Below are 25,595 nucleotides of genomic sequence, written 5' to 3' on the forward strand. Positions count from 1 at the left end.
GGCCGCAAGGCACGCACATAAAAACGGTACGGGGTTTTAGAGGACTGGCTGAAATGGAAAAGTGGTTGGTAATACTGGGCATCTGGGCCATGTGCGCGACTTGCGCCGTGCTGTTCATTCGTGGCGCGACGGGTGGTTCGAGCAAACGCGCGGCAGCCGATGAACGCGCGCGGCCGGCATCGCGCGCATCGGCTGGCGATGCGCGGGCAGCGGTGAACGATTGAATGGCTGAATCCGGCGACTCGCGCTAGACATAGCGACGCCGGTCCCAACTGACACAGCGAGCAGTGAATCTGCGCCACCCGCGGCGGCGCAAACGCCCGCGTCAGTGATGCGGGATCGGCTCGAACTGAGCACAGGCGTCGTCGGGCGAAACGAGTTGGTCGTGCAGACGGCATAGCCGGCTGTCCGCCACGCTCGCGCCAAACCCGGAACTGAACACGGCGAGGCCCGGAATGCTCTGCTCCAGCGAATGCCGATCCTCGGCCCGATACCGGCAGTTTGCACAGCACGGCGCGCACGCTTCTCCACGTGCGTGGGCCGTGCCGGCGATGCGGACAGCCTCGCTCATCACGAGCCCTGCCCCAAGCTATTCCAGTACGGTGCGAACACGTGCGCGGACAGCGCGTAGCCGATGGCGATATTGACTACCACGCCCGCAGTAAACGCGAGGAACGGCTTCAAGCCGGTGGCCGAAAGCGCGCGCAAGCGCGTGGTCAACCCAATGCTCAGAAAACAGAACGTGAACGCCCATGTGCGCAGCGCGGCGATCGGCGCGACGAATTCGGGCGTGACGACCTTGCGGTAGTCGGCCAACGAGTAGTGGCTGGCGATCCACGTCACCAGCGCCGACGCGATCACGAAACCGATCACAAATTTCGGAAAGCGCGCCCAGATTTCACCCGCATTGGCCTTCGCGTTGACACCGCTGTCCTGGGATTCCCAGCGCGTCGTCGCGACAATCGCCAGCACGAACGCCCAGATACCGATCCAGATGTCGCGGCCAACCACCTTCATCAGCGTGAACGCCTGCAGCGACGCCTCGGGTGCGCCAGCAATCACGCCGCCCGCATGCTTCGCGAAGTCGCCGTAGGCTTGCGCGGCGGCAATTCCCGCGGCGTCGGCGAATTCAGAGGTGCCGATCCACGCGCCGGCTACCCCTGTCGATAAACCCAACGAACGCGAGACGAACGGCAGCACGAAGATCATCACGATCGCCCACAACACGACCAGTGTGATCGCCACCGACACCTGTTCGCGCTTGGCCCGCACCGCGCCGGCAATCGCAATCGCCGCCGAGACACCGCATACCGCACCGCCCACACCGAGCACGGCCGCAAACCGCCGGTCGAGGCCGAACGCCTTACCGGCAAAGAAGATCACGAAGAACGTCACGAGCGAGACGATGGTCGCCTGCCCGACCGCGACCGGCCCCGCCCACACCAGCAAGGTGAACGGCAGCGTCGCGCCGAGCAGCACGATGCCGACCTTGATGTAAAACTCCACGCGCAAGCCCGCTGAAAACCACTCAGGCAGCGCGAAGACGTTTGAGATCAACAGGCCGAACGCCAGCGCCACCAGCGGCGGCTCGAGGTTGTACTTCGACGCATTGACCCACGCGCCCAGCGTGAAGATCAGCGCCGCCCCGACGAACAGGATCAGGAAAGCGGCCAGGAAAGCGCCGACCCGCTGTTTCAGCGCGGCGAGGCTCACGCCGAACAGCACGGCGAACACGATGAACAGCGCGACATAGTTCGGCAGATGTTTGCCGATGTCCTGCGCGGCTTGCGCCACGGTCGACCATTTGGCCGGCGCCACCGCCAGCCACTTGATGCTGCCGCCCGAGGCGAACAGCCCCCAGGCGATTACGATCACCAGCAGGCCGATCCAGACGGCCCACCAGTCTTCAGTGGAAAAGAGACCGCCGCCGTGTGCGCTATGGCCACTGCGGTGTTTGCCGGGTGCGGCGCCGGTCGGCAGCGTTTGATTGGTGTCGCTCATGGCAATGCCCCGAGGTAGTTGAGGTGCATCGACGCGGGGTTGTTTGAGTTTTGCCTGAGCATGCGCCGATTCGGCGAAATATAGGCGAGCGGCGGCGCAAAGCGAAACGACCATTCGCTCTATGAATATGACTGAAAGGAGTAACGCCCCAAGTGGCGCGATGACAGGCGCGGCGAGAGGCGTCAGATGTCGAGCGGATCGACTTCGAGATTCCAGCGCAGCACGCCCTTCAGGCCGCGCAGCATCGGCTGCCACGCGCGCAAGGTGGCTTGCAACGCGGCACGCGAGGCGCTCTCGATCAGCAATTGCGCACGATGCACGTGCATCACCTTGACGATGGTGAGCGGCACGGCGTCGTAGACCGTCACACGCGCGGCGGCCGGGATCTCCGTCAGCGCGGCCGCGGCCTGCTGCAAGAAGGCGACCGCGGCTTCGAGCGTGCGGCCTTCGGCGCGCAGCAAAGCCTGATAGGCGAACGGCGGCAGATGAGCGTCGCGCCGCTCGGCCAGCGTCGAATTGGCAAAGCCGACGTAGTCATGCCGCCCCAGCGCGTGATACAGCGCATGGCGCGGGTAACGCGTCTGCACCAGCACTTCGCCCGGCAACCCGGCGCGGCCCGCCCGGCCACTTACTTGCATCAATTGCGCGAAGAGGCGTTCGCTCGCGCGGAAGTCGTGTGAAAACAAGGCGGTGTCGGCGTTCAGCACGCCGACCAGCGACACCCGCTGGAAGTCGTGGCCCTTCGCAATCATCTGCGTGCCGACGAGGATATCGACCTCGCCTGCGTGGACATCAGAGAACAGCGCCTGCGCGCTGCCTTTGCGGCGCGTGCTGTCGGCGTCGATGCGCAGCACGCGGGCGCCGGGTACTGCGCTCGCCAGCGTTTCTTCGACGCGTTGCGTGCCGCGTCCCATCGGTGCGATGTCAACATTGCCACAGTCCGGACACGAGCGCGGAATGCGCGATTCCCAGCCGCAGTGGTGACAGCGCAGCGCGCGCTCGGGTTTGTGCAGCACGACGTAGGCGCTGCAACGCGGACAGCCGGCCACCCAGCCGCAGGCATCGCAGGCGAGCTGCGGCGCGTAACCACGCCGGTTGAGGAACACGAGACTCTGCTCACCGCGCTCGAGCCGGGCCTTTAACGCCGCGATCAACGGCCCGGACAAACCCTCCACCGAGGCCCGCCCGCGCCGCCGCTCTTCTTCCAGATCGATCAGCTTGACGGTCGGCAGGACGGCCTCGGCGACCGCACGGCGCGACAGGGTAAGACGCTTATAGCGCCCCTGATCCGCCTGCCACCAGCTTTCCAGCGACGGCGTAGCCGAGCCGAGCACGACCGGCAAACCGAGTTGCTTGGCGCGATAGATCGCCAGATCACGCGCCGAATAGCGCAGGCCTTCCTGCTGCTTGTAGGCCGGATCGTGTTCCTCGTCGACGACGATGATCGCAAGTTTTGGCAGCGAGGCTAGCACCGCCAGCCGCGTGCCGAGCACAATGCGGGCGCGCCCCGTGTGCGCGGCGAACCAGTTGCGGGCCCGTTCGCCTTCTGCGAGGCCGCTGTGCAGCGTGACGATCGACGTGCCTTCGAGCGCGGCAAAGCGCGCACGGAAGGCCGACTCAAACTGCGGCGTCAGATTGATTTCAGGGACGAGGACGAGTGCCTGCGAGTCGGGCTTCGCTGCCAGAATCTCGGCGAGCGCGCGCAGATACACTTCGGTCTTGCCGCTGCCCGTCACGCCGTGCAGCAGGAACGGTGCGAAACCGTTCGCGTCGCGGATCGCTTCGACTGCGCTCGCCTGTTCGTCGGTGAGGGTAGGCAGGGTGGGTGCGGGCGTATCCGGCGATGCGGGGGTGGCGAGCACCTCGGCGGCTTCGATCACCTCCAGCGCAACCCAGCCTTCGGCTTGCCATGTGTCCAAAGTGGCAATGGCTTTGGGATGGAGCGCGCGAGCGTCGGCGGCGATCAGAAATTCCGCCTCGGCGAGAGCCTCGGCAAGCTTGCGCAACGCGCTGGCGCGCACAGGCAATGTTTGCGGCAGCGCGGCGCGACCCTCCGCCGTCAGGCTATAACGCTCTTCCGGTGCGAACAGTCGCGACCAGCGCGAGGCGTCGCGCAGGGCTTGCGGCAAAGCGGGCAAAGCCACTTCCCCGAGGCCGCGTTGATAGTAGTCGGCAGCGAAGGCTGTCAAAGCCAGCCATTCGGCAGACACTGGCGGGCAGGCGGTGCAGACATGGTTGACCGCCCGCAGGCGCTCAGCGGGCACATCACTGTGAGTGGTCACTTCGCATACGAGGCCCACCACGTGACGCTTGCCGAACGGCACGCTCACCAGCATGCCCGGCGCGACGCGCTCGGGCATGTCGCAGCGGTAGTCGAACAAAGTCGGCAGCGGATGATCCAGCGCGACGCGGACGAACACGTCACTCACGCGGCGGTGTGGATCAGGTAGATGGATGCGGCACAACGCCGCGTCACGGTGCACATTGAGCAAACGGCGAACCCATCGAAGTTAAAGTAAAACTTCAATTTCCGCGCTAAATTTTGGATTCGGCTGAACAATTGCAATCGGCCCGCTTGCCTGTGGATAACTTTGTTGAGAACTTCGTTCAGAAGGGCCGAGAACCGCGCCGCAGCGGCCTTCTGTGGGATTCCGCACATTTTGTCGTGAACCCTTGAAACCCTTGCCAGACAAGGCTTAGATCAAATGCGCCGGTAATGTGCAAGGGCTAGGGCACGACGAAAGCTTCTACCGCGCCGCAGCGTGATCAATGTGCATAAGTCAAGTCTTGACTTTTGCGGGACCAGCATCGGACGGCCCGCTGACTACAAATATTCCCTTAGACCGAGAGCCCAGTTCGCTGCGTCGCAGCAAAAATGACAACGGTTACGGCGTCAGGTTGGTGCATGCGCGCCGCTGCGAATCGCGCGGCTATGGCGATGTACTTCGTCCACGAGCTCGGCAACATTCTCCGGCGGCGTGAACTGCGAAATGCCGTGGCCGAGATTGAAAACATGGCCAGGGTGATTCCCGAAGCTGTCGAGCACGGCGCGCGCCTCCATGCGGATCGAAGCCGGCGGCGCAAACAGCACCGAAGGATCGATATTGCCTTGCAGCGCCACCTTGCTACCCACGCGCTCGCGCGCTCGGCTCAGGTTCACGGTCCAGTCGAGACCGACCGCATCCACGCCGATATCGGCGATCTCGTCGAGCCACATCCCGCCGCCCTTCGTGAAGGTGATCACCGGCACTTTTTCGCCGTCGTGATCGCGTTTCAACTGACTCACGACCTGCTTGATGTACTGCAACGAGAAGCGTTGATAGACGCCGTCCGCGAGCGCCCCGCCCCACGTGTCGAAAATCATCACGGCTTGCGCGCCGGCTTCGATCTGCGCATTCAGATACGCCGCAACCGACTTCGCGTTGACGTCGAGAATGCGGTGCATCAGGTCCGGGCGCGCGTACAACATGGATTTGACGGTGCGGAAGTCCGCCGACCCGCCGCCTTCGACCATGTAGCACGCCAGTGTCCACGGGCTGCCTGAAAACCCGATCAGCGGCACGCGCTGACGGCCTTGCGCGTCGGTGAGCGCGGTGCGGATTTCGCGCACCGCGTCGGTCACGTAGCGCAGCGTGGCGTCGATATCCGGCACCGCGAGGCGCGCCACATCGTCTTCCGTGCGCACCGGCCGGGCGAATTGCGGGCCCTCGCCGGTAACGAACTCGAGACCGAGGCCCATAGCGTCCGGCACCGTCAGGATGTCGGAGAACAGGATCGCGGCGTCGAGCGGATAGCGCTCAAGCGGTTGCAGCGTGACCTCCGTTGCGTACGCCGGGTTCTTCGCCAGACCGAGGAAACTGCCCGCGCGACCCCGCGTGGCGTTGTATTCCGGCAGGTAGCGGCCAGCCTGCCGCATCAGCCAGATCGGCGTGTAGTCGGTCGGCTGGCGCAGCAGCGCGCGCAGGAAAGTGTCGTTCAGGAGTTTATGGGCCACGTTGCGTACGACTGAGGGCAAAGAAGCATTTTACCGGACCCGGCTCGCCGTATCGCGCTTGATGCGGGCAATAACGCTCACGCACCTGGCTTGCGGCTGACTTTTTTGCCACGCCGTGCGGCGCCATGACTCAGCTGAACGGCCAATGTTCAAGCGCGAATCGCCGGGCTATCCTCCGACAGCCTTACCAAACAATAACGCGCAACGAAGGAGACTCGATGAACAAGGCAGCACTCGCACTGCTCGGCGTTCTGGCCAGTGTTTTGATGCACGCAGGCGTGGCCCAGGCCCAGGCCAGCGCCACCGCCGCGGCGCCCTCGCGGCTCGACGAAATCCTTACGCGCGGCACGCTGCGCGCCTGTACGACCGGCGACTACAAGCCGTACTCGTTTTACAAGGCAGACGGCCAGTTCGAAGGCATCGATATCGACATGACCGAGTCGCTCGCCAAATCGCTTGGCGTGAAGGCGGAATTCGTCAAGACGTCGTGGCCGAACCTGATGAACGACTTCGTCGCGAAATGCGACATCCGCATGGGCGGTGTTTCGCCGACGCTCGAGCGCCAGAAGCGCGCGTTTTTCACTCAGGCGTACATGATCGACGGCAAAACGCCGATCGTCCGGTGCGACGACGCGAGCAAGTATCAGACGGTGGCGCAGATCGATCAGCCGGCAACCCGCGTGATCGTCAATCCGGGCGGCACCAACGAGCGTTTCGCCAAGCAGTATTTCCCGCATGCGAACCTGACCGTCTATCCGGACAACGTGACGATCTTCAAACAGATCCTCGCCGGCAAGGCCGACGTGATGGTGACGGATGCGTCGGAGACCTTGTTGCAGCAAAAGCTGAATCCAGGGCTCTGCTCGGTGCACCCGGACAAGCCCTTCCAGTATGGCGAGAAAGCCTGGTTGCTGCCGCGCGGCGATGTGACGTTCCAGCAATACGTCGATCAGTGGTTGCACCTTGTGCGAGCAACTGGCGAGTATCAGGTGATCTCGGATAAATGGCTGAAGTAAAGGTTGTGGGATGCGGCCTGCGGCCCGCTCAACCGGAAAAGCCAGGCGGCTTGATCGATTAATAGGTCCGCATGGCTGACACAATCATGTAACCAGACCCCAAGGTGTTAAGCAAAACTCGAACAATGCGGTTGAACAGGGGTCCAACGAACCGGCCCTTTGCGCGTCTTTCACGCATGCTCGGGTGTTGCAGCGCAGCGCACGCGCTTGCCCGCGAACAGACGGGCTTCGTGACGATGGAAAGCGCCTGCAATACGGCCAACTCGTCCCAAAAAAGATGCGCATGCAACCATTTCATGCGGAATCGACTGAACGGATTACGCCGCAGTATGCATCGCGAATAGCATCAATCAGGCGTATGAAATTGCGTAACAGTCATCGGTAAAACTTACGCTTAAAACGTTTCGGATTGGAAATAAGTCCCGCAACGCCTTATCTGGCGGGCGTTACAACCTGAAACACTTTGTTACCGCGCTCGTAGATTAATTCGCCCACAATGCCCTCAACGGTTTCAACACGGATGTGGCTGGGTGCGTGGTGTGAGCGGATACAATGCACTTGCCGGTCGGCGTATGCCGAAGCCCTGTGAAGGGGCATCCCTGCTGGGGCCGTAGTCGGCGCAGGGTCGTCGTCTCAGTCGGTTCCTTCTTTGGTCTCCTCGCGCTAACCCCGTAGCGTGTGGTTTTTAGCGGGCTCCAGGCCCGCTTTTTTTTCGTCCGGTCAAGCGTTTGCGAGTTCTTTTTGGCGGTTTCGGCGGGTCGCTTTCGCGGTTATTCAGCCGCGTGTTTTCCCCCTCACTGCCGCCTTTCACAGCAAACGGTTTCCCACAAAATGTCGGCCGGCGCCGCGCGAATCTTCGTGTGGCGCCGAACCAGCATGGCCATCAGGCCGTCTTGTCTTCCTGCACCTTCAATTCACTGATCATCCGTTCACGCATGACGAACTTTTGCACTTTGCCGGTCACCGTCATTGGCAATTCGTCGACGAAGCGGATGTACTTCGGCACCTTGTAGTGAGCGATCTGCCCCTGGCAGAACTGCTGGATTTCCTCGGCTGTGGCCTGCTCTCCTGCGCGCAATACGATCCACGCGCACACTTCCTCACCGTATTTCGCGTCGGGCACGCCAAACACCTGCACGGTCTGGATTTTCGGATGGCGGAACAGAAACTCTTCGATCTCACGCGGGTAGATGTTTTCGCCACCGCGAATCAGCATGTCCTTCAGGCGGCCGACAATGTTGCAGTAGCCGTCGGCATCGAGCGTCGCCAGATCGCCGGTATGCATCCAGCCGTCGACAATGCTTTCCCGCGTCTTCTCTTCGTCCCCCCAGTAGCCTTGCATCACCGAATAGCCCTTGGTGCACAGTTCGCCCGTTTCCCCCACCGGCACGATGCTGCCGAGCGGATCGACGATCTTCACTTCCAGATGCGGCTGAATACGGCCGACCGTCGTGGTGCGCTTGTCGAGCGGGTCGGTGGTCGAACTCTGGAAGGACACCGGACTCGTTTCGGTCATGCCATAGGCGATGGTGATCTCGTTCAGATGCATCTTCGCGACGACCTTCTTCATCGTCTCGATCGGGCACGGCGAACCAGCCATGATGCCCGTGCGCAGGCGCGAGAAGTCATAGGTGGCGAAGTTCGGATGATCGAGTTCGGCGATGAACATGGTCGGCACACCGTGCAGCGCGGTGCACTGCTCTTCGGCGACGGCCGCAAGCGTTGCAGCCGGGTCGAAGCCCTCGCCCGGGAACACCATATTCGCGCCGACCGACACGCACGCCAGCACCGCCAGCACCATGCCGAAGCAGTGATAGAGCGGGACGGGAATGCACAAGCCGTCCTGCTCCGTTAGACGCATCGCCATCGCGATATAGCGCGCATTGTTGACGACATTGCTATGCGTCAGCGTCGCGCCCTTCGGATTGCCTGTCGTGCCGCTGGTGAACTGAATGTTGATTGGTTCGTGGCAGGACAGCGTCGCGCCGATGGCGTCGAGCTTCGCGACGTCGAGTGTCGCGCGGCCCTGCTCGATCACGTCCGAGAAGGTCAGCATACCGGGCGTTTCCGTGTCGCACATGCGAATCACGTAGCGCAGATCTGGCAAGCGAGCGGCGCGCAGTTCGCCCGGATTTTGCGTCGCCAGTTCCGGTGCGAGCTCCTGCAGCATCTCGAGGTACATCGACGTCTTGAAACGCTCGGCCGCAATGATCGCTTTGCAGCCGACTTTGTTCAGCGCGTACTCGAGTTCCGCGAGCCGGTAGGCCGGATTGATGTTGACCAGCACCGCGCCGATGCGCGCGGTGGCGAACTGCGTGAGCAGCCATTCCACGCGGTTTGGCGACCAGATGCCCACCCGGTCGCCCTTCACGATACCCAGTGCGAGAAGCCCGGACGCCAACACGTCGACCTCTTCAGAGAACTCCTTCCACGTCCAGCGAATACGCTGCTCGCGGAATACCACGGCCGGACGGTCAGGGAAGCGCGCCGCGGTGTCGCGCAGAAATTGACCGAGCGGCGCTTCACTCAACGGAATCTCGGTTGACCCGCGGACGTACGACAAATTGTCTTTGGGTTCGATGAGTGCGCCTTCGCCTGACATGTGCGTTGCCATGGTGTTGTCTCCGTGAGCGGAAGCTCGCTCAGTCTATTGAAATGAGATTGAAATCGATTGTGCCACCGGCGTATGTCCGTACGGCATCAAGTGTTACCCGCCCTCTGAGGCAGCCTTACTGTTGCAGCTGCTCAGCGCTCGATCCGAGCATATGATTTTGCTTACCTTTCCGTAAACGTCAAGTAGAGGTCAAAAAAAAGCAGCCGCGAGGGCTGCTTTTTCTCTGATACGTGCTGCTTATTTCTGACCGCGCAGCTTGCGCAGACGCTGGATCGCAGCGAGTTGAGCCGTCGCATACGCCAGTTCCGCTTGCGCGGTGGCGTATTCGAGGTTCGAACCCGTGTTTTGCAGCGCTTCTTCCGCGCGCTTGCGTGCATCTTCGGCCTTGGCTTCGTCGAGATCCTTGCCGCGGATAGCGGTGTCGGCCAGAACCGTCACTGCGCCCGGTTGGACTTCGAGAATACCGCCGGCGACGAACACAAACTCTTCTTCGCCGTTTTCAATTTCGATGCGCACCGCACCCGGACGAATCCGCGTGATGAGCGGCGTGTGGCCCGGCAGAATGCCGAGTTCACCCGCTTCGCCCGGCAGCGCGACGAACTTCGCCTGGCCCGAGAAGATCTGCTCTTCCGCGCTGACGACGTCTACTTTAATGGTTGCCATATCGACTCCTGTCGACGAGTGTTAGCGCTTTAGCACTTACTTCGGTCTCATGCAGCGCTAGCGCGCCTCGTCCCATGCAAGGCTGGGTTGAGCGTAGTAAGAGGCGCCGGTTTTGCGTTCCAATACCGCTTTGAGTATCGATTCGCGCGAGGCCGGCGCCCGCTTCGTTACACCCGACCTTTACTGGATCTTCTTGGCCTTTTCGAAGGCTTCGTCGATCGTGCCGACCATGTAGAACGCTTGTTCCGGCAGGTGGTCGCACTCGCCTTCAACGATCATCTTGAAGCCACGGATCGTTTCTTTCAGCGGCACGTACTTGCCCGGCGAGCCCGTGAACACTTCAGCGACGTGGAACGGCTGCGACAGGAAACGCTGGATCTTACGAGCGCGCGCCACGGCGAGCTTGTCTTCCGGCGCCAGTTCGTCCATACCCAGAATCGCGATAATGTCGCGCAGTTCCTTGTAGCGCTGCAGCGTTTGCTGCACGCCGCGCGTGATCGAGTAGTGCTCTTCACCAATCACGTTCGGGTCGATCTGACGCGAGGTCGAATCGAGCGGGTCCACTGCCGGATAGATACCCAGCGAAGCGATGTCACGCGACAACACGACGGTTGCGTCCAGGTGGCCGAAGGTCGTAGCCGGCGACGGGTCGGTCAAGTCATCCGCAGGGACGTACACGGCCTGCACCGACGTGATCGAGCCAGTCTTGGTCGACGTAATACGCTCTTGCAGCTTACCCATTTCTTCAGCGAGCGTCGGCTGATAGCCCACTGCCGACGGCATACGGCCGAGCAGTGCCGACACTTCCGTGCCTGCCAGCGTGAAACGGTAGATGTTGTCGACGAAGAACAGCACGTCGAGGCCTTCGTCACGGAAGTGCTCAGCCATCGTCAGACCGGTCAGCGCGACGCGCAGACGGTTGCCCGGCGGCTCGTTCATCTGGCCGTACACCAGCGCGACCTTGTCGAGAACGTTCGAGTCCTTCATTTCGTGATAGAAGTCGTTCCCTTCGCGGGTACGCTCGCCAACACCGGCGAACACGGAGTAACCACCGTGTTCCTTCGCGATGTTGTTGATCAGTTCCATCATGTTCACGGTCTTGCCCACACCGGCGCCACCGAACAGGCCAACCTTACCGCCCTTGGCGAACGGGCAGATCAGGTCGATAACCTTGATGCCGGTTTCGAGCAGTTCCGTCGACGGCGACAGTTCGTCGAACGCCGGAGCCTTCTGGTGAATACCGCGAACCACGTCCGAGTTGATCGGGCCGGCTTCGTCGATCGGGCGACCCAGCACGTCCATGATCCGGCCGAGGGTCGGCTTGCCAACCGGCACGCTGATCGGCTTACCGGTGTTCTTCACCGTCGTACCGCGGCGCAGACCGTCCGAGGCACCCAGACAGATGGTACGGACAACGCCGTCGCCCAGCTGCTGCTGGACTTCGAGGGTCAGTTCCGAACCTTCGAGAATGAGCGCGTCGTAAATCTTCGGCATGTCCGAACGCGGGAATTCCACGTCGATCACCGCGCCGATGCACTGTACGATCTTGCCTTCTACCAAAGCAGTAGTACTCATCGCTTTTCCTTTAGATACTCAATTCTTCACTCGCGCAAAGGCGCAGTTTCGGTGGGTGCGCCACGAAGGCGCACACAAAGCGGCGTGCTTGACCGTTATGGTCAGACTGCCGCTGCGCCACCGACGATTTCCGACAGTTCTTTCGTGATCGCGGCCTGACGGCTCTTGTTGTACACGAGCTGCAGTTCGTTGATGACCGTCTTCGCGTTGTCCGAAGCGGCCTTCATTGCGACCATTCGTGCCGACTGCTCCGATGCCATGTTTTCCGCGACGGCCTGATAGACCAGCGCTTCGACATAACGCACCAGCAGTTCGTCCACCACTGCCTGTGCGTCCGGCTCGTAGATGTAGTCCCACTGCGTGCTCGGCGTCGTGCCGTCTGCGTCCTTGCGCTCGAACTGGTCTGCCGACAGCGGCAGCAGTTGCTCGATCACCGGCTCCTGCTTCATCGTGTTGACGAAGCGCGTGTACGCGAGGTACACCGCCGAAACCTTGCCTTCCGAGTACAGGTCGAGCTGCACCTTCACCGCGCCGATCAGCTTTTCCAGATGCGGCGTGTCGCCCAGATGCACGACATTCGACACCACCTTGGCGCGCAGACGGTTCAGGAAACCCAGACCCTTGGTGCCGATCGCAGTTGCTTCGATCGTTTTGCCCTGAGCTTCCAGTTCCTTGAACTTCTGCACCGACGCACGCAGCACGTTGGTGTTCATACCACCGCACAAACCTTTATCGGTCGTGACGAGGATGATGCCGGCCGTTTTCGCGCCTTCGTTCGACACCATGAACGGGTGACGATACTCCGGGTTCGCACGGCTCATGTGCGCAGCGATATCGCGGACCTTGTCGGCATACGGGCGAGCAGCGCGCATGCGCTCCTGAGCGCGGCGCATCTTCGATGCGGCCACCATCTCCATCGCTTTCGTGATCTTGCGCGTGTTTTGCACGCTCTTGATCTTGCCGCGAATTTCCTTCATTCCAGCCATTGCTTGCTCCTTGTCGGCCCGAGTTAGCGTTTCAGCGCTTACTCGGGTCCCATGCAAAGCGATCGAAGCAGCGCGGGTTCAGTTGCCTGCGGCCCGCGCCGCTTCAAGGTCCGTTTATGCCTTGCGGATCACTCGCGGATCAATAAGCGCCGGACTTCTTGAAGGCTTTGAGAGCCGTATGCAGCAGGGCCTCGTCGTCCTTCGAGAGTTCCTTGGTATCTTCGATGCGCTTGACCAGGTCAGCGTGCTTCGACTTCAGGTAGTCACGCAGGCCCTTTTCGAACGGCAGCACTTGCGAAACTTCCAGATCGTCGAGGTAGCCGTTGTTCGCGGCGAACAGCGCGACAGCCAGTTCCCACACTTGCAGCGGCTGATACTGCGGCTGCTTCAGCAGTTCCGTCACGCGGCGGCCGCGCTCCAGTTGCTTGCGGGTCGCTTCGTCGAGGTCCGATGCGAACTGCGCGAACGCAGCCAGTTCACGGTACTGTGCGAGGTCGGTACGGATACCGCCCGACAGCTTCTTCACGACCTTGGTTTGGGCCGCACCACCCACGCGCGACACCGACACACCGGCGTTAATTGCCGGGCGGATACCTGCGTTGAAGAGGTCGGTTTCCAGGAAGATCTGGCCGTCGGTAATCGAGATCACGTTCGTCGGAACGAATGCGGTCACGTCGCCTGCTTGCGTTTCAATGACCGGCAGTGCCGTCAGCGAACCGCTCTTGCCCTTCACTTCGCCGTTCGTGAACTTCTCGACGTACTCTTCCGAGACGCGAGCAGCACGCTCCAGCAGACGCGAGTGCAGATAGAACACGTCGCCCGGGTAAGCTTCGCGGCCCGGCGGGCGGCGCAGCAGCAGCGAGATCTGACGGTATGCCCAAGCTTGCTTGGTCAAATCGTCATAAACGATCAGGGCGTCTTGACCGCGGTCACGGAAGTATTCGCCCATCGAGCAGCCGGCGTACGGTGCGAGGTATTGCATTGCCGCCGATTCCGAAGCCGAAGCGGCGACCACGATCGTGTATTCCATCGCGCCGGTTTCTTCCAGCTTGCGCACCACGTTCATGATCGACGAAGCCTTCTGGCCGATCGCGACGTAGATACAGAAGAGGTTCTTGCCCTTCTGGTTGATGATCGTGTCGACTGCGACTGCGGTCTTGCCGCACTGGCGGTCGCCAATGATCAGCTCTCGCTGGCCACGGCCAACCGGCACCATCGCGTCGATCGACTTCAGACCGGTTTGGACCGGTTCCGAAACCGACTTACGCCAGATCACGCCCGGAGCAATCTTTTCGATTGCGTCGGTTTTCTTCGCGTTGATCGGGCCCTTGCCGTCGATCGGGTTGCCGAGTGCATCGACCACGCGTCCGAGCAGTTCCGGACCCACCGGCACTTCGAGAATGCGGCCCGTTGTCTTGACGATGTCGCCTTCCGAAATGTGTTCGTACTCACCCAGAATCACGGCGCCGACCGAGTCGCGCTCGAGGTTCAGTGCGAGACCGAAGGTGTTGCCCGGGAATTCGAGCATTTCGCCCTGCATCACTTCCGACAGGCCGTGGATACGCACGATACCGTCGGTCACGGAGATCACGGTGCCCTGGTTGCGAACGTCTGCGCTCGCTTCAAGGCCCTGGATCCTGCTCTTGATCAGCTCGCTGATCTCAGAGGGATTGAGTTGCATTATTCGCTCCTGATAGTCAATTCTGTTGCGTGCCAGCCGCTAAAGCGCCTCGGGCGCTTCAGGCCGTCAGAGCCGTCTGCATGCTGGCAAGCCGCGCGCGGACCGAGGTATCGAGCACTTCGTCGCCGACCGTCACGCGCACGCCGCCGATGAGCGACGAGTCGACTTCGACCGTCGGCTTCAGCTTGCGCTTGAATTTGCGTTCGAGACTTGCGACGAGTTCGTTCAACTGCGCGCCTTCGAGCGGGAATGCGCTGACGATCAGCACATCTGCCGCCCCTTCGCGGGCGTTCTTCAACTCTTCGAACTGCACAGCAATTTCCGGCAACAATTGCAGGCGATGGTTATCCACCAGCATTTGCACCAAATTCTTCGCTTGCGCGTTGTCCTTGAGCGGCGACTTGACCGCGGCCAGCAGCAATTCGCTGACCTGGGCGCGGCTTACTTTCGGGCTCGAGGCGATCGACAGCACTTCGGGCAGACGCGCAACCTGTGCCAGCTCCTGCACGAGCGTGGACCAGGCGGCGATGTCACCAGCTTCGGCCACGCCAAACAGCGCTTCTGCGTAAGGACGGGCGATGGTTGCAAGTTCGGCCATGATCAGAGCTCGGCTTTCAGTTGATTCAGCAGGTCAGCGTGAGCTGCCTGGTCGACTTCGCGCTTCAGGATCTGTTCAGCGCCCTTCACGGCGAGTGCAGCAACTTCGCCGCGCAGCGTTTCGCGAGCCTTCACGACTTGCTGGTCCGCGTCGGCCTTCGCTTGCGCGATGATGCGAGCGGCTTCAGCTTGTGCTTGAGCCTTGATTTCGTCAGCGACTGTCACTGCGCGCTTTTCGGCGTCAGCAATACGTTGCTGACCGTCATTGCGTGCCTGAGCGAGTTCCTGGTCGACGCGCTTGTGGGCGGCTTCGAGTTCCGCCTTGCCCTTTTCAGCAGCCGACAAACCGTCAGCGATCTTCTTCGAGCGCTCGTCGAGGGCGTTGATCAACGGCGGCCACACGAACTTCATCGTGAACCACGCGAGGATCAGGAACACGACCATTTGCGCAAACAGGGTTGCGTTGAGATTCACGGTGTTTCCTTAAACGTTGCTAGTTCGGAAAGTGAAACGGCAAGGCGCTCATCGATTCTGTATTCGATCAGCGCCCAAGTGCCCGTTCCGCCCTGCGCCTTTACCAGTTATAGCTCAGGCGCAAACTTCCGAGGAACCTCAGCCTGCCAGCTTCGACAGCAGCGGGTTCGCGAACGCGAACAGCATTGCCACACCAACGCCAATCAGGAACGCCGCATCGATCAGACCAGCCAGCAGGAACATCTTGGTTTGCAGCGGGTTCATCAGTTCCGGCTGACGAGCACATGCTTCGATGTACTTGCCGCCCATCAGGCCGATACCGATACAGGCGCCGATTGCACCCAGGCCGATGATGATGCCGATACCGATGGCGGTCAGACCCTGGATGTTGGCGATGAAAGCTTGCATGATCACTCCTTTGTGAAAAGTCTTTTAGAACTGGTTGGAACTGGGATTTAATAAAACAAAACTAAAAACAATTCGTCGTACGACAAGCCGCGATTAGTGGCTGTCGTGTGCCTGTCCGATGTACACCAGCGTCAGCATCATGAAAATGAATGCCTGCAGCAGAACGATCAGGATGTGGAAGATCGCCCAAACCGTGCCTGCGATGACGTGGCCGATAAAGCCGAGCACTGACGCGTCCGCGCCGAAACCCCACATGCTGCCGAGCAGGGCAATCAGCAGGAACAACAGCTCGCCCGCGTACATGTTGCCGAACAGCCGCATGCCGAGCGAAACCGTCTTTGCGACGAACTCGATGATGTTCAATGCAAGGTTCGGGATCCACAGCAGCGGATGCGCGCCGAACGGAGCCGACAGCAGTTCATGCACGAAGCCGCCTGCGCCCTTGATCTTGAAGTTGTAGTAAATCATCAGCGCGAACACGCCGAGTGCGATGCCGAGCGTGCCGTTCAGGTCGGCGGTCGGCACGATGCGGTGATGGGGGATGACTTCCGAGAGGCCCAGCCAGCCGATCACGCGGCCCGGCAGGTCGACGGGGATGAAGTCGAGCGAGTTCATCAACGCGACCCAGACGAACACGGTCAGTGCCAGCGGTGCAATGAAGGTGCGCGAGCCGTGGATCATCGACTTCGATTGATCTTCGACCATCTCGACCAGCATTTCGATCGCGCACTGGAAACGACCCGGCACACCGGACGTTGCCTTGCGGGCTGCCAGATGCAGAATGAGGATGGTGGCCAGACCGCAAACGATCGACCAGAAAAGGGTGTCCAGATTCCACACGTGAATGTCGAAAATCGACGTCTGGTGCGCGGTGGAAAAGTTCTGCAAGTGGTGCGCGATGTACTCGGACGGATCCAGAGCGCGCGTGCCTTCGCTAGCTGCCATATCGTTAATGCCACCCAAATTGTCGAAAATCGTCTTAGGCCGTTCCCGCCACAATTCTGTATTGCGGGAACACGCCGGGTGCGGATCGTGTCATATCCGCACTCCTTACGCCGGCGCTGCGCGCCAGCCTGAATTTTGTGTTGCTACTCTCTGCTACTACCTTAACGCCACGCGAGGGCGATCCAGTAAGTCTTGAGCGCGATGAGGTAAGTCACGAGCAGCGGCACCCAGCGTACGTCGTGATACCAGAAGGCGATGGCTACAAACATCGCGATCGTTGTCCCCATCTTGAGCGCTTCGCCGATCATCCAGCTCATCGCTGTTTCGGCGCCGCTCAGCGTTCTAAGACGTGCCGCGAACAACGCGCTCGGCACCCAGCAAATCGCTCCCCCCAGGAACGCGGACAGCGCAGCAGCGCCCGGCGGCTTGTAGAACAGCCACCACACCAGCGTAGCACCCAGGGACAAAACCATTTGCGCCACCACGACCTTGAAAGGCGTGACGCGCGATGGACGACTCACATTCGGGCCAAACAGCTTTTCAGCCTCGACCCGCGTGAGCGGAACGATATTGTTATCTTGTTGCTCGACATCCCACGCATCGTCAGTAGTAACGTGCTGACCGGTGGACGCATCGGAAACGGTGCGTTCAGCGCGGTGGTCGTCACGCCCATTCTTCGGCGCTTGATTCGACGTTTTAACCGCCATCGCAGTGTTCCGAAAGTCTTGTTCCAGCCCGCGAGCTTACGCTGCACTTACGGGGTTGCCGTGCAATTAAATCCGGGCGATTGTAAGCGATAGTTGCAGGCAATTCAAGACTTTAGGCCGTTCAATAACCAGTGTGAAAACGGCCTTCACGATGCGGGAACGTGATCTTGGGCAACGTGTACACGGCAAATGTAAGGCGGTCGGGGGGCGGCAAAACATGCGCAATGAATCGAGGAGGTTGAAGTGCGCGGATGCGTCGTTTCGACGCTGTGGCGGACGTCTCATAAATGCAACAGAGGGCTGTTTTTGCCAGCTTTGGTGGACATAACCGACGGCGCCGGGTAGGAGCGTGACGGCGAGTGTGGGCCGTGGCCCTGCCCATTGCGACCAAATGACATTGGGCGTCGCGCTCCGTGCCGGGCAATCGGCACCGCGTGCGGTCAGGCGCCTGCCACTTTATGTCGATGCCTGCCCTGCCCCCTCGCATCCGACCCATCGCAACAGCGCAAAGCAATACGTCGGAATCCCTATTATTAAACGCGACATATAGTTAGGAATCCAACCGAAATTCACATGGATTATCGATCAATCGGGGGGATCGTCAAACGAGCCATGCTTGCGGCAGATACGGCCGCTGCGCCGCCGTCGCCGTCGCCGTCGCCGTCGCCGTCGCCGTCGCCGAAAATACACGAAACACGCCAAACAGCTTGCGAGCAAGAGTGAGACCCAGCCCACCCGCAAGCATGTTCAACTCCTCCACGCTCAACCTGCCGTGATCAGACAGTAACGTTACCGCGCAGCCGGACAAGAATGCCTTCCAGTGCGTCAAGATCGCCGAAGTCCACCAGCACCTGGCCGCGGCCGCGCCGGCCGAGCTTGATCTTCACGGTTGCGGAGAGCAGATCGGACAACTCCTCTTCGAGTCGTCGCGTGTCGCGGCCGCCGTCCTGATTCGCCCGCGCCTTCACTGCGGGCGCTGCCTTGGTGGTCGCCGTCACCAGCTTTTCGGTCTCGCGTACCGACATCCGCTTGTTGACGACCTGGTTGGCCATCGTGATCTGCGTCGCGGCGTCGACGGCCAGTAGCGCGCGTGCATGCCCCATATCGAGATCACCGGCCAGCAACATCGTCTGCACTGGCGCCGCCAGGTTGAGCAAACGCAGCAGATTCGATACCGCACTACGTGAGCGGCCCACCGATTCAGCCGCCTGCTCGTGCGTGAAATTGAACTCGTCGAGCAAGCGCTGAATGCCTTGCGCCTCTTCCAGCGGATTCAGATCTTCGCGCTGGATATTTTCGATCAGCGCCATCGCCGCGGCGGCCTGGTCCGGCACGTCCCTCACCAGCACCGGTACCTCGTCGAGCCCGGCAAGGCGTGCGGCGCGGAAACGCCGCTCGCCTGCAATGATCTCGTACTTATCCGCCGAAACCGGCCGCACGAGGATCGGCTGCATCAGCCCCTGGGCACGGATGCTGGCCGCCAATTCCTGCAACGCGCCTTCGTCCATGCGCGTGCGCGGCTGGTACTTGCCGGCCTGCAGCTTGCTGAGCGGCAGCACGTGCGGCGCACCCTCGATCGCCACGGCCTCGGTAATATCCGCACTGCCACCAAGCAATGCTTCCAGGCCGCGGCCCAATCCCTTTTTTCTTGCTACTGCGTTCATTGTGCTTCCTCGATCCGCTTAGGACGCCTGGGGCGCGTCATTCAACGTGCGCACCCGCTCAATCATCTCTGCACCGAACTGCACATACGCCTGCGCGCCGCGCGACGCCTTATCGAACACGACACCCGGCAACCCATAGCTAGGCGCCTCAGCAAGACGCACGTTGCGCGGGATCACCACGTCGAACACCTTGTCACCGAAGTGCTCTTTCAGCTGATCCGAGACTTGCTGTTGCAATGTGATGCGCGGATCGAACATCACGCGCAGCAGGCCGATCACCTTCAGATCGCGATTCAGGTTCGCGTGCACCTGCTTGATCGTGTTGACCAGGTCGGACAGACCCTCGAGCGCGAAGTACTCGCACTGCATCGGGATCACCACGCCATGCGCGGCGCACAAGCCGTTGAGCGTCAGCAGCGACAAAGCCGGCGGGCAGTCGATCAGCACGAATTCGTATTCACTTTCGACCGCCGCCAGGGCGATCTTCATTTGGCGCTCGCGGTTCTGCACGCTGACCAACTCAACCTCGGCGCCCGCCAGTTCGCGGTTCGCGGGCAGCACGTCATAGCCGACGGCTTCCGGGCGCACTCGCGCGTCTGCCACCGACACACCATCCACGAGCACTTCGTAGACGGTGTTCGCGCATGCGGCCTTGTCGACACCGCTGCCCATCGTGGCGTTGCCCTGCGGGTCCAGATCGATGAGAAGGACTCGCTGTCCCTGCGCTGCCAAGCTCGCGGCCAGATTGACTGCCGTCGTCGTCTTGCCGACACCGCCCTTCTGGTTTGCAACGCAGAAGATTTTTGCCATCGTTGGTGTGTCCCTTTTGCTGCTTCAAGCTGCTTGAATAAAGTAGAAAACGCTTTTAGTACGCCGTGCATGCCTCGGACCTGCCAGTGGCCGTCAGCTGTCGGCGTCCACCAGAACCTTGATCAAATGCCGTTCCGCGTCGAGCGACGGCACGTTCAGCCGAATGATCTGCTCCACATGGGCACCCGCCGGCAAACGCTCGATCTCACCATCCGGGCGCACTCCCTTCATCGCCCAGATCGCACCCTGCTCCGCAACCAGATGACGGGCCAGTGTAACGAAATCCGCGAGCTCTGCGAATGCGCGCGACACAATTACGTCGAACTTTGCCGGTACTTCGGCGCCCGGCTGCAAAGTCTCGACGCGGCCCGTGACGACCGACAGATTCGCAAGGCCGAGTTCAGCTTTAGCCTGCGCCTGAAAAGCTGTCTTTTTATGAACGATGTCGTTCACGGTGACGGCCCAATCGGGCAGCACAATAGCCAACACGATACCCGGCAGACCACCACCGGAACCCACGTCCAGCACAGAGGAAACGCCGCGCGTAGCGAGATGCGGCACGATCGAAAGCGAATCCAGAATGTGCTGGATAAGCATCTGCCGCGGATCGCGAATCGCCGTCAGGTTGTAGACGGCGTTCCACTTGGACAGCAGCGCAACAAAGTCGAGCAGTTTGCCGAGTTGCGCGTCGCTCAGATCGAGGCCGAGTTCGCGAACGCCGCTTGCTAACAGCGGCGCCAATGCCTCGCTATCCCTTCCCTTATGACTCACCGTCATTGCGCCACCGGCGTGCTGTCGGTGCCGGGTTCGGCGGGTTTCGTCGAACGGCGCCCCAAGCCACGCTTCAGGTGGACCATCAGCAAGGAGATCGCGGCCGGCGTAATGCCGGAGATACGCGACGCCTGACCGATGGTCTCGGGGCGGAATTGCGTCAGCTTCTGACGCGCTTCAAACGACAACCCCCTTACCTCGGCGTAGTCCAAGCCCTCCGGCAAACGCGTACTTTCGTGCGATTCATTCCGCTCGATCTCATCGGCCTGGCGGTCGATATAACCTTGATACTTGATGCCGATCTCGATCTGCTCCTTGATCTGGGCGAGCAGAACGTCGTCTTCGGCCAGCGTTTCGGGCGCGGCGCATGCACCCTCGCGCAATCCGCAGACACCGTCGTAAGTCACGCCCGGACGGCGCAGCAGGTCCGCCAAACTGTATTCGTGGTCGATCGGCTTGCCGAGCAATGCGGTCGCTTCTTCAGCCGGTAACGTCTTAGGATTGACCCACGTCGTGCGCAGGCGCTCTGTTTCACGTGAAACAGCATCGCGCTTGCGGCTGAATGCGTCCCAACGGACGTCGTCGACCACGCCGAGTTCGCGGCCGATCTCCGTCAGACGCATATCGGCGTTATCTTCGCGCAGGCTCAGACGGTATTCGGCGCGGCTCGTGAACATCCGATACGGTTCGGACACCCCGCGCGTCACCAGATCGTCGACCAGAACACCCAGGTAGGCCTGATCGCGGCGCGGGCACCATGCGTCCTTGCCCTGCACCTGCAAGCCGGCGTTGATCCCCGCCAGCAAACCTTGCGCAGCAGCTTCTTCATAGCCTGTTGTGCCGTTGATCTGGCCCGCGAAGAACAGCCCGTTGATCACCTTGGTTTCCAGCGACGCCTTCAGCCCACGCGGATCGAAGTAGTCGTATTCGATCGCGTAGCCCGGCCGCAGAATATGCGCGTGCTCCAAACCACGCATCGAACGCACCAGTTCCAGCTGCACGTCGAACGGCAGGCTGGTGGAAATCCCATTGGGATAGAACTCGTTCGTTGTCAGCCCTTCCGGTTCGAGGAAGATCTGATGCGATTCCTTCGACGCGAAGCGGTGAATCTTGTCCTCGATCGACGGGCAATACCGCGGTCCGACCCCTTCGATCACGCCGGTGTACATCGGCGAGCGGTCCAGCCCTCCACGGATGATGTCGTGCGTACGCTCATTCGTATGCGTAACCCAGCACGGCACCTGGCGCGGATGCTGCTCGACGCGCCCCAGAAACGAGAAAACCGGCACCGGATCCAGATCGCCCGGCTGCTCTTCAAGCTTCGAAAAGTCGATCGTCCGACCGTCGATGCGCGGCGGCGTCCCGGTCTTGAGGCGGCCTTGCGGTAGCTTCAATTCCTTGAGGCGGGCAGATAGCGACACCGCTGCCGGATCGCCGGCGCGGCCACCGGTGTAGTTATTCAACCCCACGTGAATCTTGCCGTCGAGGAACGTCCCCGCTGTCAGCACGACTGCGCGCGAACGGAAACGAATCCCCACCTGCGTCACGGCACCGACCACCCGGTCGCCTTCCACCATCAGATCGTCGACCGCCTGCTGGAACAGCCACAGGTTCGGCTGATTCTCCAGCCGATGCCGGATCGCCTGCTTGTACAGCAGACGGTCCGCCTGCGCGCGCGTCGCGCGAACAGCAGGCCCCTTCGACGAATTGAGGATACGGAACTGGATCCCGCCCTCGTCCGTCGCGGCCGCCATCGCACCGCCGAGCGCATCGACTTCCTTCACCAGATGGCCCTTGCCAATCCCGCCGACGGACGGATTGCAGCTCATCTGACCGAGGGTTTCGATGTTATGCGTCAGCAGGAGGGTGGTATTGCCCATGCGTGCCGAAGCCAAAGCGGCCTCGGTGCCGGCATGACCGCCGCCAACGACGATTACGTCAAATTCTGTGGGAAAAAGCATCGCGGATCTCACGCCAGATCGTCGCGTGAGCCTTTCAAAGGAAAATGTATGGGCGAATTATAACGGGTTCGGTTTAGGCCCGAATTTCGGCCGAATAGCCAGACAAGAAAAAAGCGGTGTGTTTCACGTGAAACACACCGCTCTGAACCGCAGCGACCTGAACGAAAATGGAGAATTACGCCACTTTCTTGGTCAGCCCAAGATACGTTTCGATCACGCGCGGATTCTGCGCCAGATCAGTTGCGGGCCCTTCCAGCGCCAGCTCACCGGTTTCAAGCACGTAACCGTAGTCGGATATCTGCAGCGCAGCGCGTGCGTTCTGCTCGATCAGCAGCGTCGCGACGCCGGTCTGGCGCAGCGCACTAATGATATGAAAAATTTCCTTCACGATCAGCGGCGCGAGACCCAAGCTCGGCTCATCGAGCATCAACAGATCGGGCTTGCCCATCAACGCACGGCCCACTGCGAGCATCTGCCGTTCGCCACCGGACAAAGTCCCGGCCGCCTGCTTCTGGCGCTCTTTCAAGCGAGGAAAAAGCGTAAAGACCGGCTCGAGTTGATCGAGAAAGTTGCGCTCCCCTGCCCGCTTGCGCCGATACGCGCCGAGGACAAGGTTGTCTTCAACAGTCATCGAAGCGAACAGTTCGCGCTTTTCCGGCACCAGGCACATGCCGCGCGCGACGCGCTTTTCGATCGGCACCGCGCTGACGTCTTCACCTTGATAAAGGACCGAGCCTTTCGCATGGCCCGTAGTCGGTAAGGCGCCCATGATCGCGTTGAGCAACGTGGACTTGCCCGCGCCGTTCGGACCAATCACTGAGACGATCTGCCCGGGCCGCACCTTGATTGCCGCGCCGTGCAGCGCTTCGACCTTGCCATAGCGAACCGACAAACCGTTCACGTCAAGAATCGAACCCGCTGCATTCATCGTGTTCTCCATCACTCCACCCCGCCCAGATAAGCCTCAAGGACAGCCGGATCTTGCTGGACATCCTGCGGCAAGCCTTCCGCGATCCGCGTGCCGAACTCCATTACCACCAGCCGATCGGTGAGATTCATCACGAAATCCATATCGTGCTCGACCAGCAACACACTCATGCCTTCGGCCTTGAGGCGGCGCAGCAAGTCCGCCAATTGCAGTTTTTCCTGATACCGCAGACCGGCAGCAGGCTCGTCCAGCAACAACAGGGTCGGGTCGCAGCACAGTGCCCGAGCAATTTCAAGAATCCGCTGCTGCCCCAACGCCAGGCTGCCCGCCTCGTCGTACATATGCTGCTCGAGCCCGACTCGGCGAATCTGGCGAGCCGCCTCGGCCATCAAACGCGCTTCTTCAGCGCTGTTCAGGCGCGCAACGCTGCGCCATACACCTGCCTGGCCACGCAGATGCGCACCGATCGCAACGTTCTCCAGCACCGTCATCCCAGGCAGCAGCTTGACGTGCTGGAAGGTGCGGCCAATGCCGCGCTTGACGATTTCACGTGAACTCAGCGAATCGATACGCTCGCCGCGGAACGTGATTTCGCCACTCGTCGCCTGCAGCACGCCCGTAACCAGATTAAAGGTGGTCGACTTGCCGGCGCCATTCGGGCCAATCAAACCGATGATCTGCCCTGCTTTCACCTCGAAGCTGACGTCGTTCACCGCGACCAGACCGCCGAACTGCTTGCGCGCCTTATTCACCGTCAGCAGATCTTCACCGGCAGTCGGCTTGCTGCGCTGCGGCAGCGGCTCCGCGTGATCTGACAGATGCGCGCGCGGCCCCTTCGGGAAAAATCGCGCGACAAAAGGCCAGACGCCTTGGCGAGCGTATTGCAGCAACAGCACCATCAGGATGCCGAACACGATCACTTCGAAGTTGCCGTTCTCACCAAGCAGCTTCGGCAGCAACGTTTGCAGATAGTCCTGCAATACGGTCAGGATCGCGGCACCAAGTACTGCGCCCCACACGTGCGACACGCCTCCTACCACCGCCATGAACAGAAACTCGATGCCGTGGTTCAGACCGAACGGTGTCGGATTCACCGCGCGCTGCAGATGGGCGTACAGAAAGCCTGAGATCGACGCCAGCACCGCGGCATAGACGAAGATCACCACACGCATCCACCCAGTATTGACGCCCATCGCTTCGGCCATCATGCCGCCGCCGCGCAATGCGTGGATCGCCCGCCCCGGCCGGCTATTAAGCAGATTTTGAACAGAAATCACCGCGCCGAGCACCACCACCCAGATCAGGTAATAGATATGGCGGCCGGACTCCAGGTTGATGCCAAAAACATTCAGCACCGGAATTCCGTTGATGCCGTCGTACTTGCCGAGCATCTCCAGGTTGCCGAACAGATAGAACAGCGCGAGCCCCCACGCGATCGTGCCGAGCGGCAGAAAGTGGCCCGACAGCCGCATCGTCACGAGCCCCAGCATCAGCGCGATCAACGCCGTCACCACCACGCCCGCGATCAGCGCGAGCCACGGCGACACGCCGTACGTCGTTGTCAGATACGCGGTCGCATACGCGCCGATGCCAACGAACGCCGCCTGCCCGAAGCTCGTCATCCCACCGATACCCGTCAGCAGCACGAGACCGATCGCGACGATCGAATACAGGCCGATGTAGTTGAGGAGCGTCACCCAGTACTCAGGTACATGAATCGGGTGCGGCAACACCGGCAACGCGAACAGCACCACGAGGAACAACCAGAAGAACTTGTTTTGCATGATCCGTTTCATCGTG

Annotated in this window: 23 protein-coding genes; 2 read left to right on the forward strand and 21 right to left on the reverse strand. The window is 61.1% G+C overall.

What is annotated here, in order from left to right:
• The first annotated feature begins 53 nt into the window (after window positions 1-53).
• On the forward strand, window positions 54-224 hold the full coding sequence (locus GNZ13_RS07545) for a hypothetical protein (protein ID WP_172161950.1): 171 nt from the start codon (window positions 54-56) through the stop codon (window positions 222-224).
• A gap of 101 nt (window positions 225-325) precedes the next feature.
• Here GNZ13_RS07545 and GNZ13_RS07550 read toward each other — a convergent pair whose 3' ends face one another.
• The 4 genes from GNZ13_RS07550 to hemE form a co-directional block, all read right to left on the reverse strand.
• Window positions 326-571: a hypothetical protein gene (locus tag GNZ13_RS07550; protein WP_172161952.1), complete on the reverse strand. Its 246-nt coding sequence runs from the start codon at window positions 569-571 to the stop codon at window positions 326-328.
• The gene (locus GNZ13_RS07555; protein ID WP_172161954.1) at window positions 571-2,001 is read right to left on the reverse strand and encodes a YeiH family protein; all 1,431 of its coding nucleotides are present in this window, start codon (window positions 1,999-2,001) and stop codon (window positions 571-573) included. The genes GNZ13_RS07550 and GNZ13_RS07555 overlap by 1 nt, the downstream gene beginning before the upstream one ends.
• Before the next feature lie 182 nt (window positions 2,002-2,183).
• Complete coding sequence (locus GNZ13_RS07560) at window positions 2,184-4,430, reverse strand: primosomal protein N' (RefSeq protein ID WP_172162149.1); 2,247 nt, start codon at window positions 4,428-4,430, stop codon at window positions 2,184-2,186.
• Window positions 4,431-4,894: 464 nt separating this feature from the next.
• A complete protein-coding gene (gene hemE / locus GNZ13_RS07565) occupies window positions 4,895-5,995 on the reverse strand; it encodes a uroporphyrinogen decarboxylase (protein ID WP_172161956.1) in 1,101 nt (366 codons plus the stop codon).
• A gap of 218 nt (window positions 5,996-6,213) precedes the next feature.
• On the opposite strand from hemE, the gene GNZ13_RS07570 reads away from it, so the two are divergent.
• Window positions 6,214-7,011, forward strand: coding sequence for a transporter substrate-binding domain-containing protein (locus tag GNZ13_RS07570; RefSeq protein ID WP_172161958.1), 798 nt, complete (start codon window positions 6,214-6,216; stop codon window positions 7,009-7,011).
• 883 nt (window positions 7,012-7,894) lie between these two features.
• Here GNZ13_RS07570 and GNZ13_RS07575 read toward each other — a convergent pair.
• The 17 genes from GNZ13_RS07575 to GNZ13_RS07655 all read right to left on the reverse strand — a co-directional run bounded on the left by GNZ13_RS07575 (window position 7,895) and on the right by GNZ13_RS07655 (window position 25,591).
• Window positions 7,895-9,625, reverse strand: coding sequence for an AMP-binding protein (locus tag GNZ13_RS07575; protein WP_172161960.1), 1,731 nt, complete (start codon window positions 9,623-9,625; stop codon window positions 7,895-7,897).
• Between the two features lie 237 nt (window positions 9,626-9,862).
• Entirely contained in the window at window positions 9,863-10,288 is a 426-nt protein-coding gene (locus tag GNZ13_RS07580) for a F0F1 ATP synthase subunit epsilon (protein ID WP_169490579.1), read from the reverse strand.
• Between the two features lie 180 nt (window positions 10,289-10,468).
• On the reverse strand, window positions 10,469-11,863 hold the full coding sequence (gene atpD / locus GNZ13_RS07585; protein WP_172161962.1) for a F0F1 ATP synthase subunit beta: 1,395 nt from the start codon (window positions 11,861-11,863) through the stop codon (window positions 10,469-10,471).
• 101 nt (window positions 11,864-11,964) lie between these two features.
• On the reverse strand, window positions 11,965-12,849 hold the full coding sequence (gene atpG / locus GNZ13_RS07590) for a F0F1 ATP synthase subunit gamma (protein WP_172161964.1): 885 nt from the start codon (window positions 12,847-12,849) through the stop codon (window positions 11,965-11,967).
• Window positions 12,850-12,988: 139 nt separating this feature from the next.
• Entirely contained in the window at window positions 12,989-14,530 is a 1,542-nt protein-coding gene (gene atpA, locus GNZ13_RS07595) for a F0F1 ATP synthase subunit alpha (protein WP_172161966.1), read from the reverse strand.
• 58 nt (window positions 14,531-14,588) lie between these two features.
• The gene (locus GNZ13_RS07600) at window positions 14,589-15,128 is read right to left on the reverse strand and encodes a F0F1 ATP synthase subunit delta (RefSeq protein ID WP_120346434.1); all 540 of its coding nucleotides are present in this window, start codon (window positions 15,126-15,128) and stop codon (window positions 14,589-14,591) included.
• A gap of 2 nt (window positions 15,129-15,130) precedes the next feature.
• Window positions 15,131-15,601 (reverse strand): F0F1 ATP synthase subunit B, encoded by a 471-nt coding sequence (locus GNZ13_RS07605; protein ID WP_074281809.1) that lies wholly within the window; start codon window positions 15,599-15,601, stop codon window positions 15,131-15,133.
• 138 nt (window positions 15,602-15,739) lie between these two features.
• Window positions 15,740-16,009 (reverse strand): F0F1 ATP synthase subunit C, encoded by a 270-nt coding sequence (gene atpE / locus GNZ13_RS07610; protein WP_007180033.1) that lies wholly within the window; start codon window positions 16,007-16,009, stop codon window positions 15,740-15,742.
• A 93-nt stretch (window positions 16,010-16,102) separates the two neighbouring features.
• On the reverse strand, window positions 16,103-16,954 hold the full coding sequence (gene atpB / locus GNZ13_RS07615; RefSeq protein WP_172161968.1) for a F0F1 ATP synthase subunit A: 852 nt from the start codon (window positions 16,952-16,954) through the stop codon (window positions 16,103-16,105).
• Between the two features lie 161 nt (window positions 16,955-17,115).
• Window positions 17,116-17,661, reverse strand: a complete 546-nt coding sequence (locus tag GNZ13_RS07620; RefSeq protein WP_154558725.1) for an ATP synthase subunit I — start codon at window positions 17,659-17,661, stop codon at window positions 17,116-17,118.
• A 601-nt stretch (window positions 17,662-18,262) separates the two neighbouring features.
• Window positions 18,263-18,406: a hypothetical protein gene (locus GNZ13_RS07625; protein WP_172161970.1), complete on the reverse strand. Its 144-nt coding sequence runs from the start codon at window positions 18,404-18,406 to the stop codon at window positions 18,263-18,265.
• Window positions 18,407-18,437: 31 nt separating this feature from the next.
• Window positions 18,438-19,325 carry a ParB/RepB/Spo0J family partition protein gene (locus GNZ13_RS07630; RefSeq protein WP_172161972.1) on the reverse strand — a complete coding sequence of 296 codons (888 nt, stop codon included), beginning with the start codon at window positions 19,323-19,325 and terminating at the stop codon, window positions 18,438-18,440.
• Between the two features lie 18 nt (window positions 19,326-19,343).
• Window positions 19,344-20,135, reverse strand: coding sequence for a ParA family protein (locus GNZ13_RS07635; RefSeq protein ID WP_172161974.1), 792 nt, complete (start codon window positions 20,133-20,135; stop codon window positions 19,344-19,346).
• A gap of 93 nt (window positions 20,136-20,228) precedes the next feature.
• Window positions 20,229-20,912: a 16S rRNA (guanine(527)-N(7))-methyltransferase RsmG gene (rsmG, locus tag GNZ13_RS07640; RefSeq protein WP_172161976.1), complete on the reverse strand. Its 684-nt coding sequence runs from the start codon at window positions 20,910-20,912 to the stop codon at window positions 20,229-20,231.
• Window positions 20,909-22,867 carry a tRNA uridine-5-carboxymethylaminomethyl(34) synthesis enzyme MnmG gene (mnmG, locus tag GNZ13_RS07645; RefSeq protein WP_172161978.1) on the reverse strand — a complete coding sequence of 653 codons (1,959 nt, stop codon included), beginning with the start codon at window positions 22,865-22,867 and terminating at the stop codon, window positions 20,909-20,911. Before mnmG ends, rsmG begins: the two co-directional genes overlap by 4 nt.
• A gap of 175 nt (window positions 22,868-23,042) precedes the next feature.
• Entirely contained in the window at window positions 23,043-23,795 is a 753-nt protein-coding gene (locus GNZ13_RS07650; protein WP_172161980.1) for an ABC transporter ATP-binding protein, read from the reverse strand.
• Window positions 23,796-23,806: 11 nt separating this feature from the next.
• Window positions 23,807-25,591 carry a branched-chain amino acid ABC transporter ATP-binding protein/permease gene (locus tag GNZ13_RS07655; RefSeq protein ID WP_172161993.1) on the reverse strand — a complete coding sequence of 595 codons (1,785 nt, stop codon included), beginning with the start codon at window positions 25,589-25,591 and terminating at the stop codon, window positions 23,807-23,809.
• Window positions 25,592-25,595: the final 4 nt, after the last annotated feature.

Origin of the sequence: Paraburkholderia elongata (assembly GCF_013177735.1) — a bacterium.
Taxonomy (GTDB): domain Bacteria; phylum Pseudomonadota; class Gammaproteobacteria; order Burkholderiales; family Burkholderiaceae; genus Paraburkholderia; species Paraburkholderia elongata.

Excerpts from the sequence above, each read along its gene's own strand:
- rsmG (WP_172161976.1), bottom strand. The coding sequence starts at position 20,912 with ATGACGGTGAGTCATAAGGGAAGGGATAGCGAGGCATTGGCGCCGCTG.
- GNZ13_RS07570 (WP_172161958.1), top strand. The coding sequence starts at position 6,214 with ATGAACAAGGCAGCACTCGCACTGCTCGGCGTTCTGGCCAGTGTTTTG.
- GNZ13_RS07600 (WP_120346434.1), bottom strand. The coding sequence starts at position 15,128 with ATGGCCGAACTTGCAACCATCGCCCGTCCTTACGCAGAAGCGCTGTTT.
- atpB (WP_172161968.1), bottom strand. The coding sequence starts at position 16,954 with ATGGCAGCTAGCGAAGGCACGCGCGCTCTGGATCCGTCCGAGTACATC.
- GNZ13_RS07620 (WP_154558725.1), bottom strand. The coding sequence starts at position 17,661 with ATGGCGGTTAAAACGTCGAATCAAGCGCCGAAGAATGGGCGTGACGAC.
- GNZ13_RS07575 (WP_172161960.1), bottom strand. The coding sequence starts at position 9,625 with ATGGCAACGCACATGTCAGGCGAAGGCGCACTCATCGAACCCAAAGAC.
- GNZ13_RS07655 (WP_172161993.1), bottom strand. The coding sequence starts at position 25,591 with ATGAAACGGATCATGCAAAACAAGTTCTTCTGGTTGTTCCTCGTGGTG.
- GNZ13_RS07630 (WP_172161972.1), bottom strand. The coding sequence starts at position 19,325 with ATGAACGCAGTAGCAAGAAAAAAGGGATTGGGCCGCGGCCTGGAAGCA.
- GNZ13_RS07635 (WP_172161974.1), bottom strand. The coding sequence starts at position 20,135 with ATGGCAAAAATCTTCTGCGTTGCAAACCAGAAGGGCGGTGTCGGCAAG.
- GNZ13_RS07580 (WP_169490579.1), bottom strand. The coding sequence starts at position 10,288 with ATGGCAACCATTAAAGTAGACGTCGTCAGCGCGGAAGAGCAGATCTTC.
- GNZ13_RS07625 (WP_172161970.1), bottom strand. The coding sequence starts at position 18,406 with ATGCTTGCGGGTGGGCTGGGTCTCACTCTTGCTCGCAAGCTGTTTGGC.
- GNZ13_RS07650 (WP_172161980.1), bottom strand. The coding sequence starts at position 23,795 with ATGAATGCAGCGGGTTCGATTCTTGACGTGAACGGTTTGTCGGTTCGC.
- GNZ13_RS07550 (WP_172161952.1), bottom strand. The coding sequence starts at position 571 with ATGAGCGAGGCTGTCCGCATCGCCGGCACGGCCCACGCACGTGGAGAA.
- mnmG (WP_172161978.1), bottom strand. The coding sequence starts at position 22,867 with ATGCTTTTTCCCACAGAATTTGACGTAATCGTCGTTGGCGGCGGTCAT.
- GNZ13_RS07555 (WP_172161954.1), bottom strand. The coding sequence starts at position 2,001 with ATGAGCGACACCAATCAAACGCTGCCGACCGGCGCCGCACCCGGCAAA.
- atpE (WP_007180033.1), bottom strand. The coding sequence starts at position 16,009 with ATGCAAGCTTTCATCGCCAACATCCAGGGTCTGACCGCCATCGGTATC.
- GNZ13_RS07545 (WP_172161950.1), top strand. The coding sequence starts at position 54 with ATGGAAAAGTGGTTGGTAATACTGGGCATCTGGGCCATGTGCGCGACT.
- atpA (WP_172161966.1), bottom strand. The coding sequence starts at position 14,530 with ATGCAACTCAATCCCTCTGAGATCAGCGAGCTGATCAAGAGCAGGATC.
- atpD (WP_172161962.1), bottom strand. The coding sequence starts at position 11,863 with ATGAGTACTACTGCTTTGGTAGAAGGCAAGATCGTACAGTGCATCGGC.
- atpG (WP_172161964.1), bottom strand. The coding sequence starts at position 12,849 with ATGGCTGGAATGAAGGAAATTCGCGGCAAGATCAAGAGCGTGCAAAAC.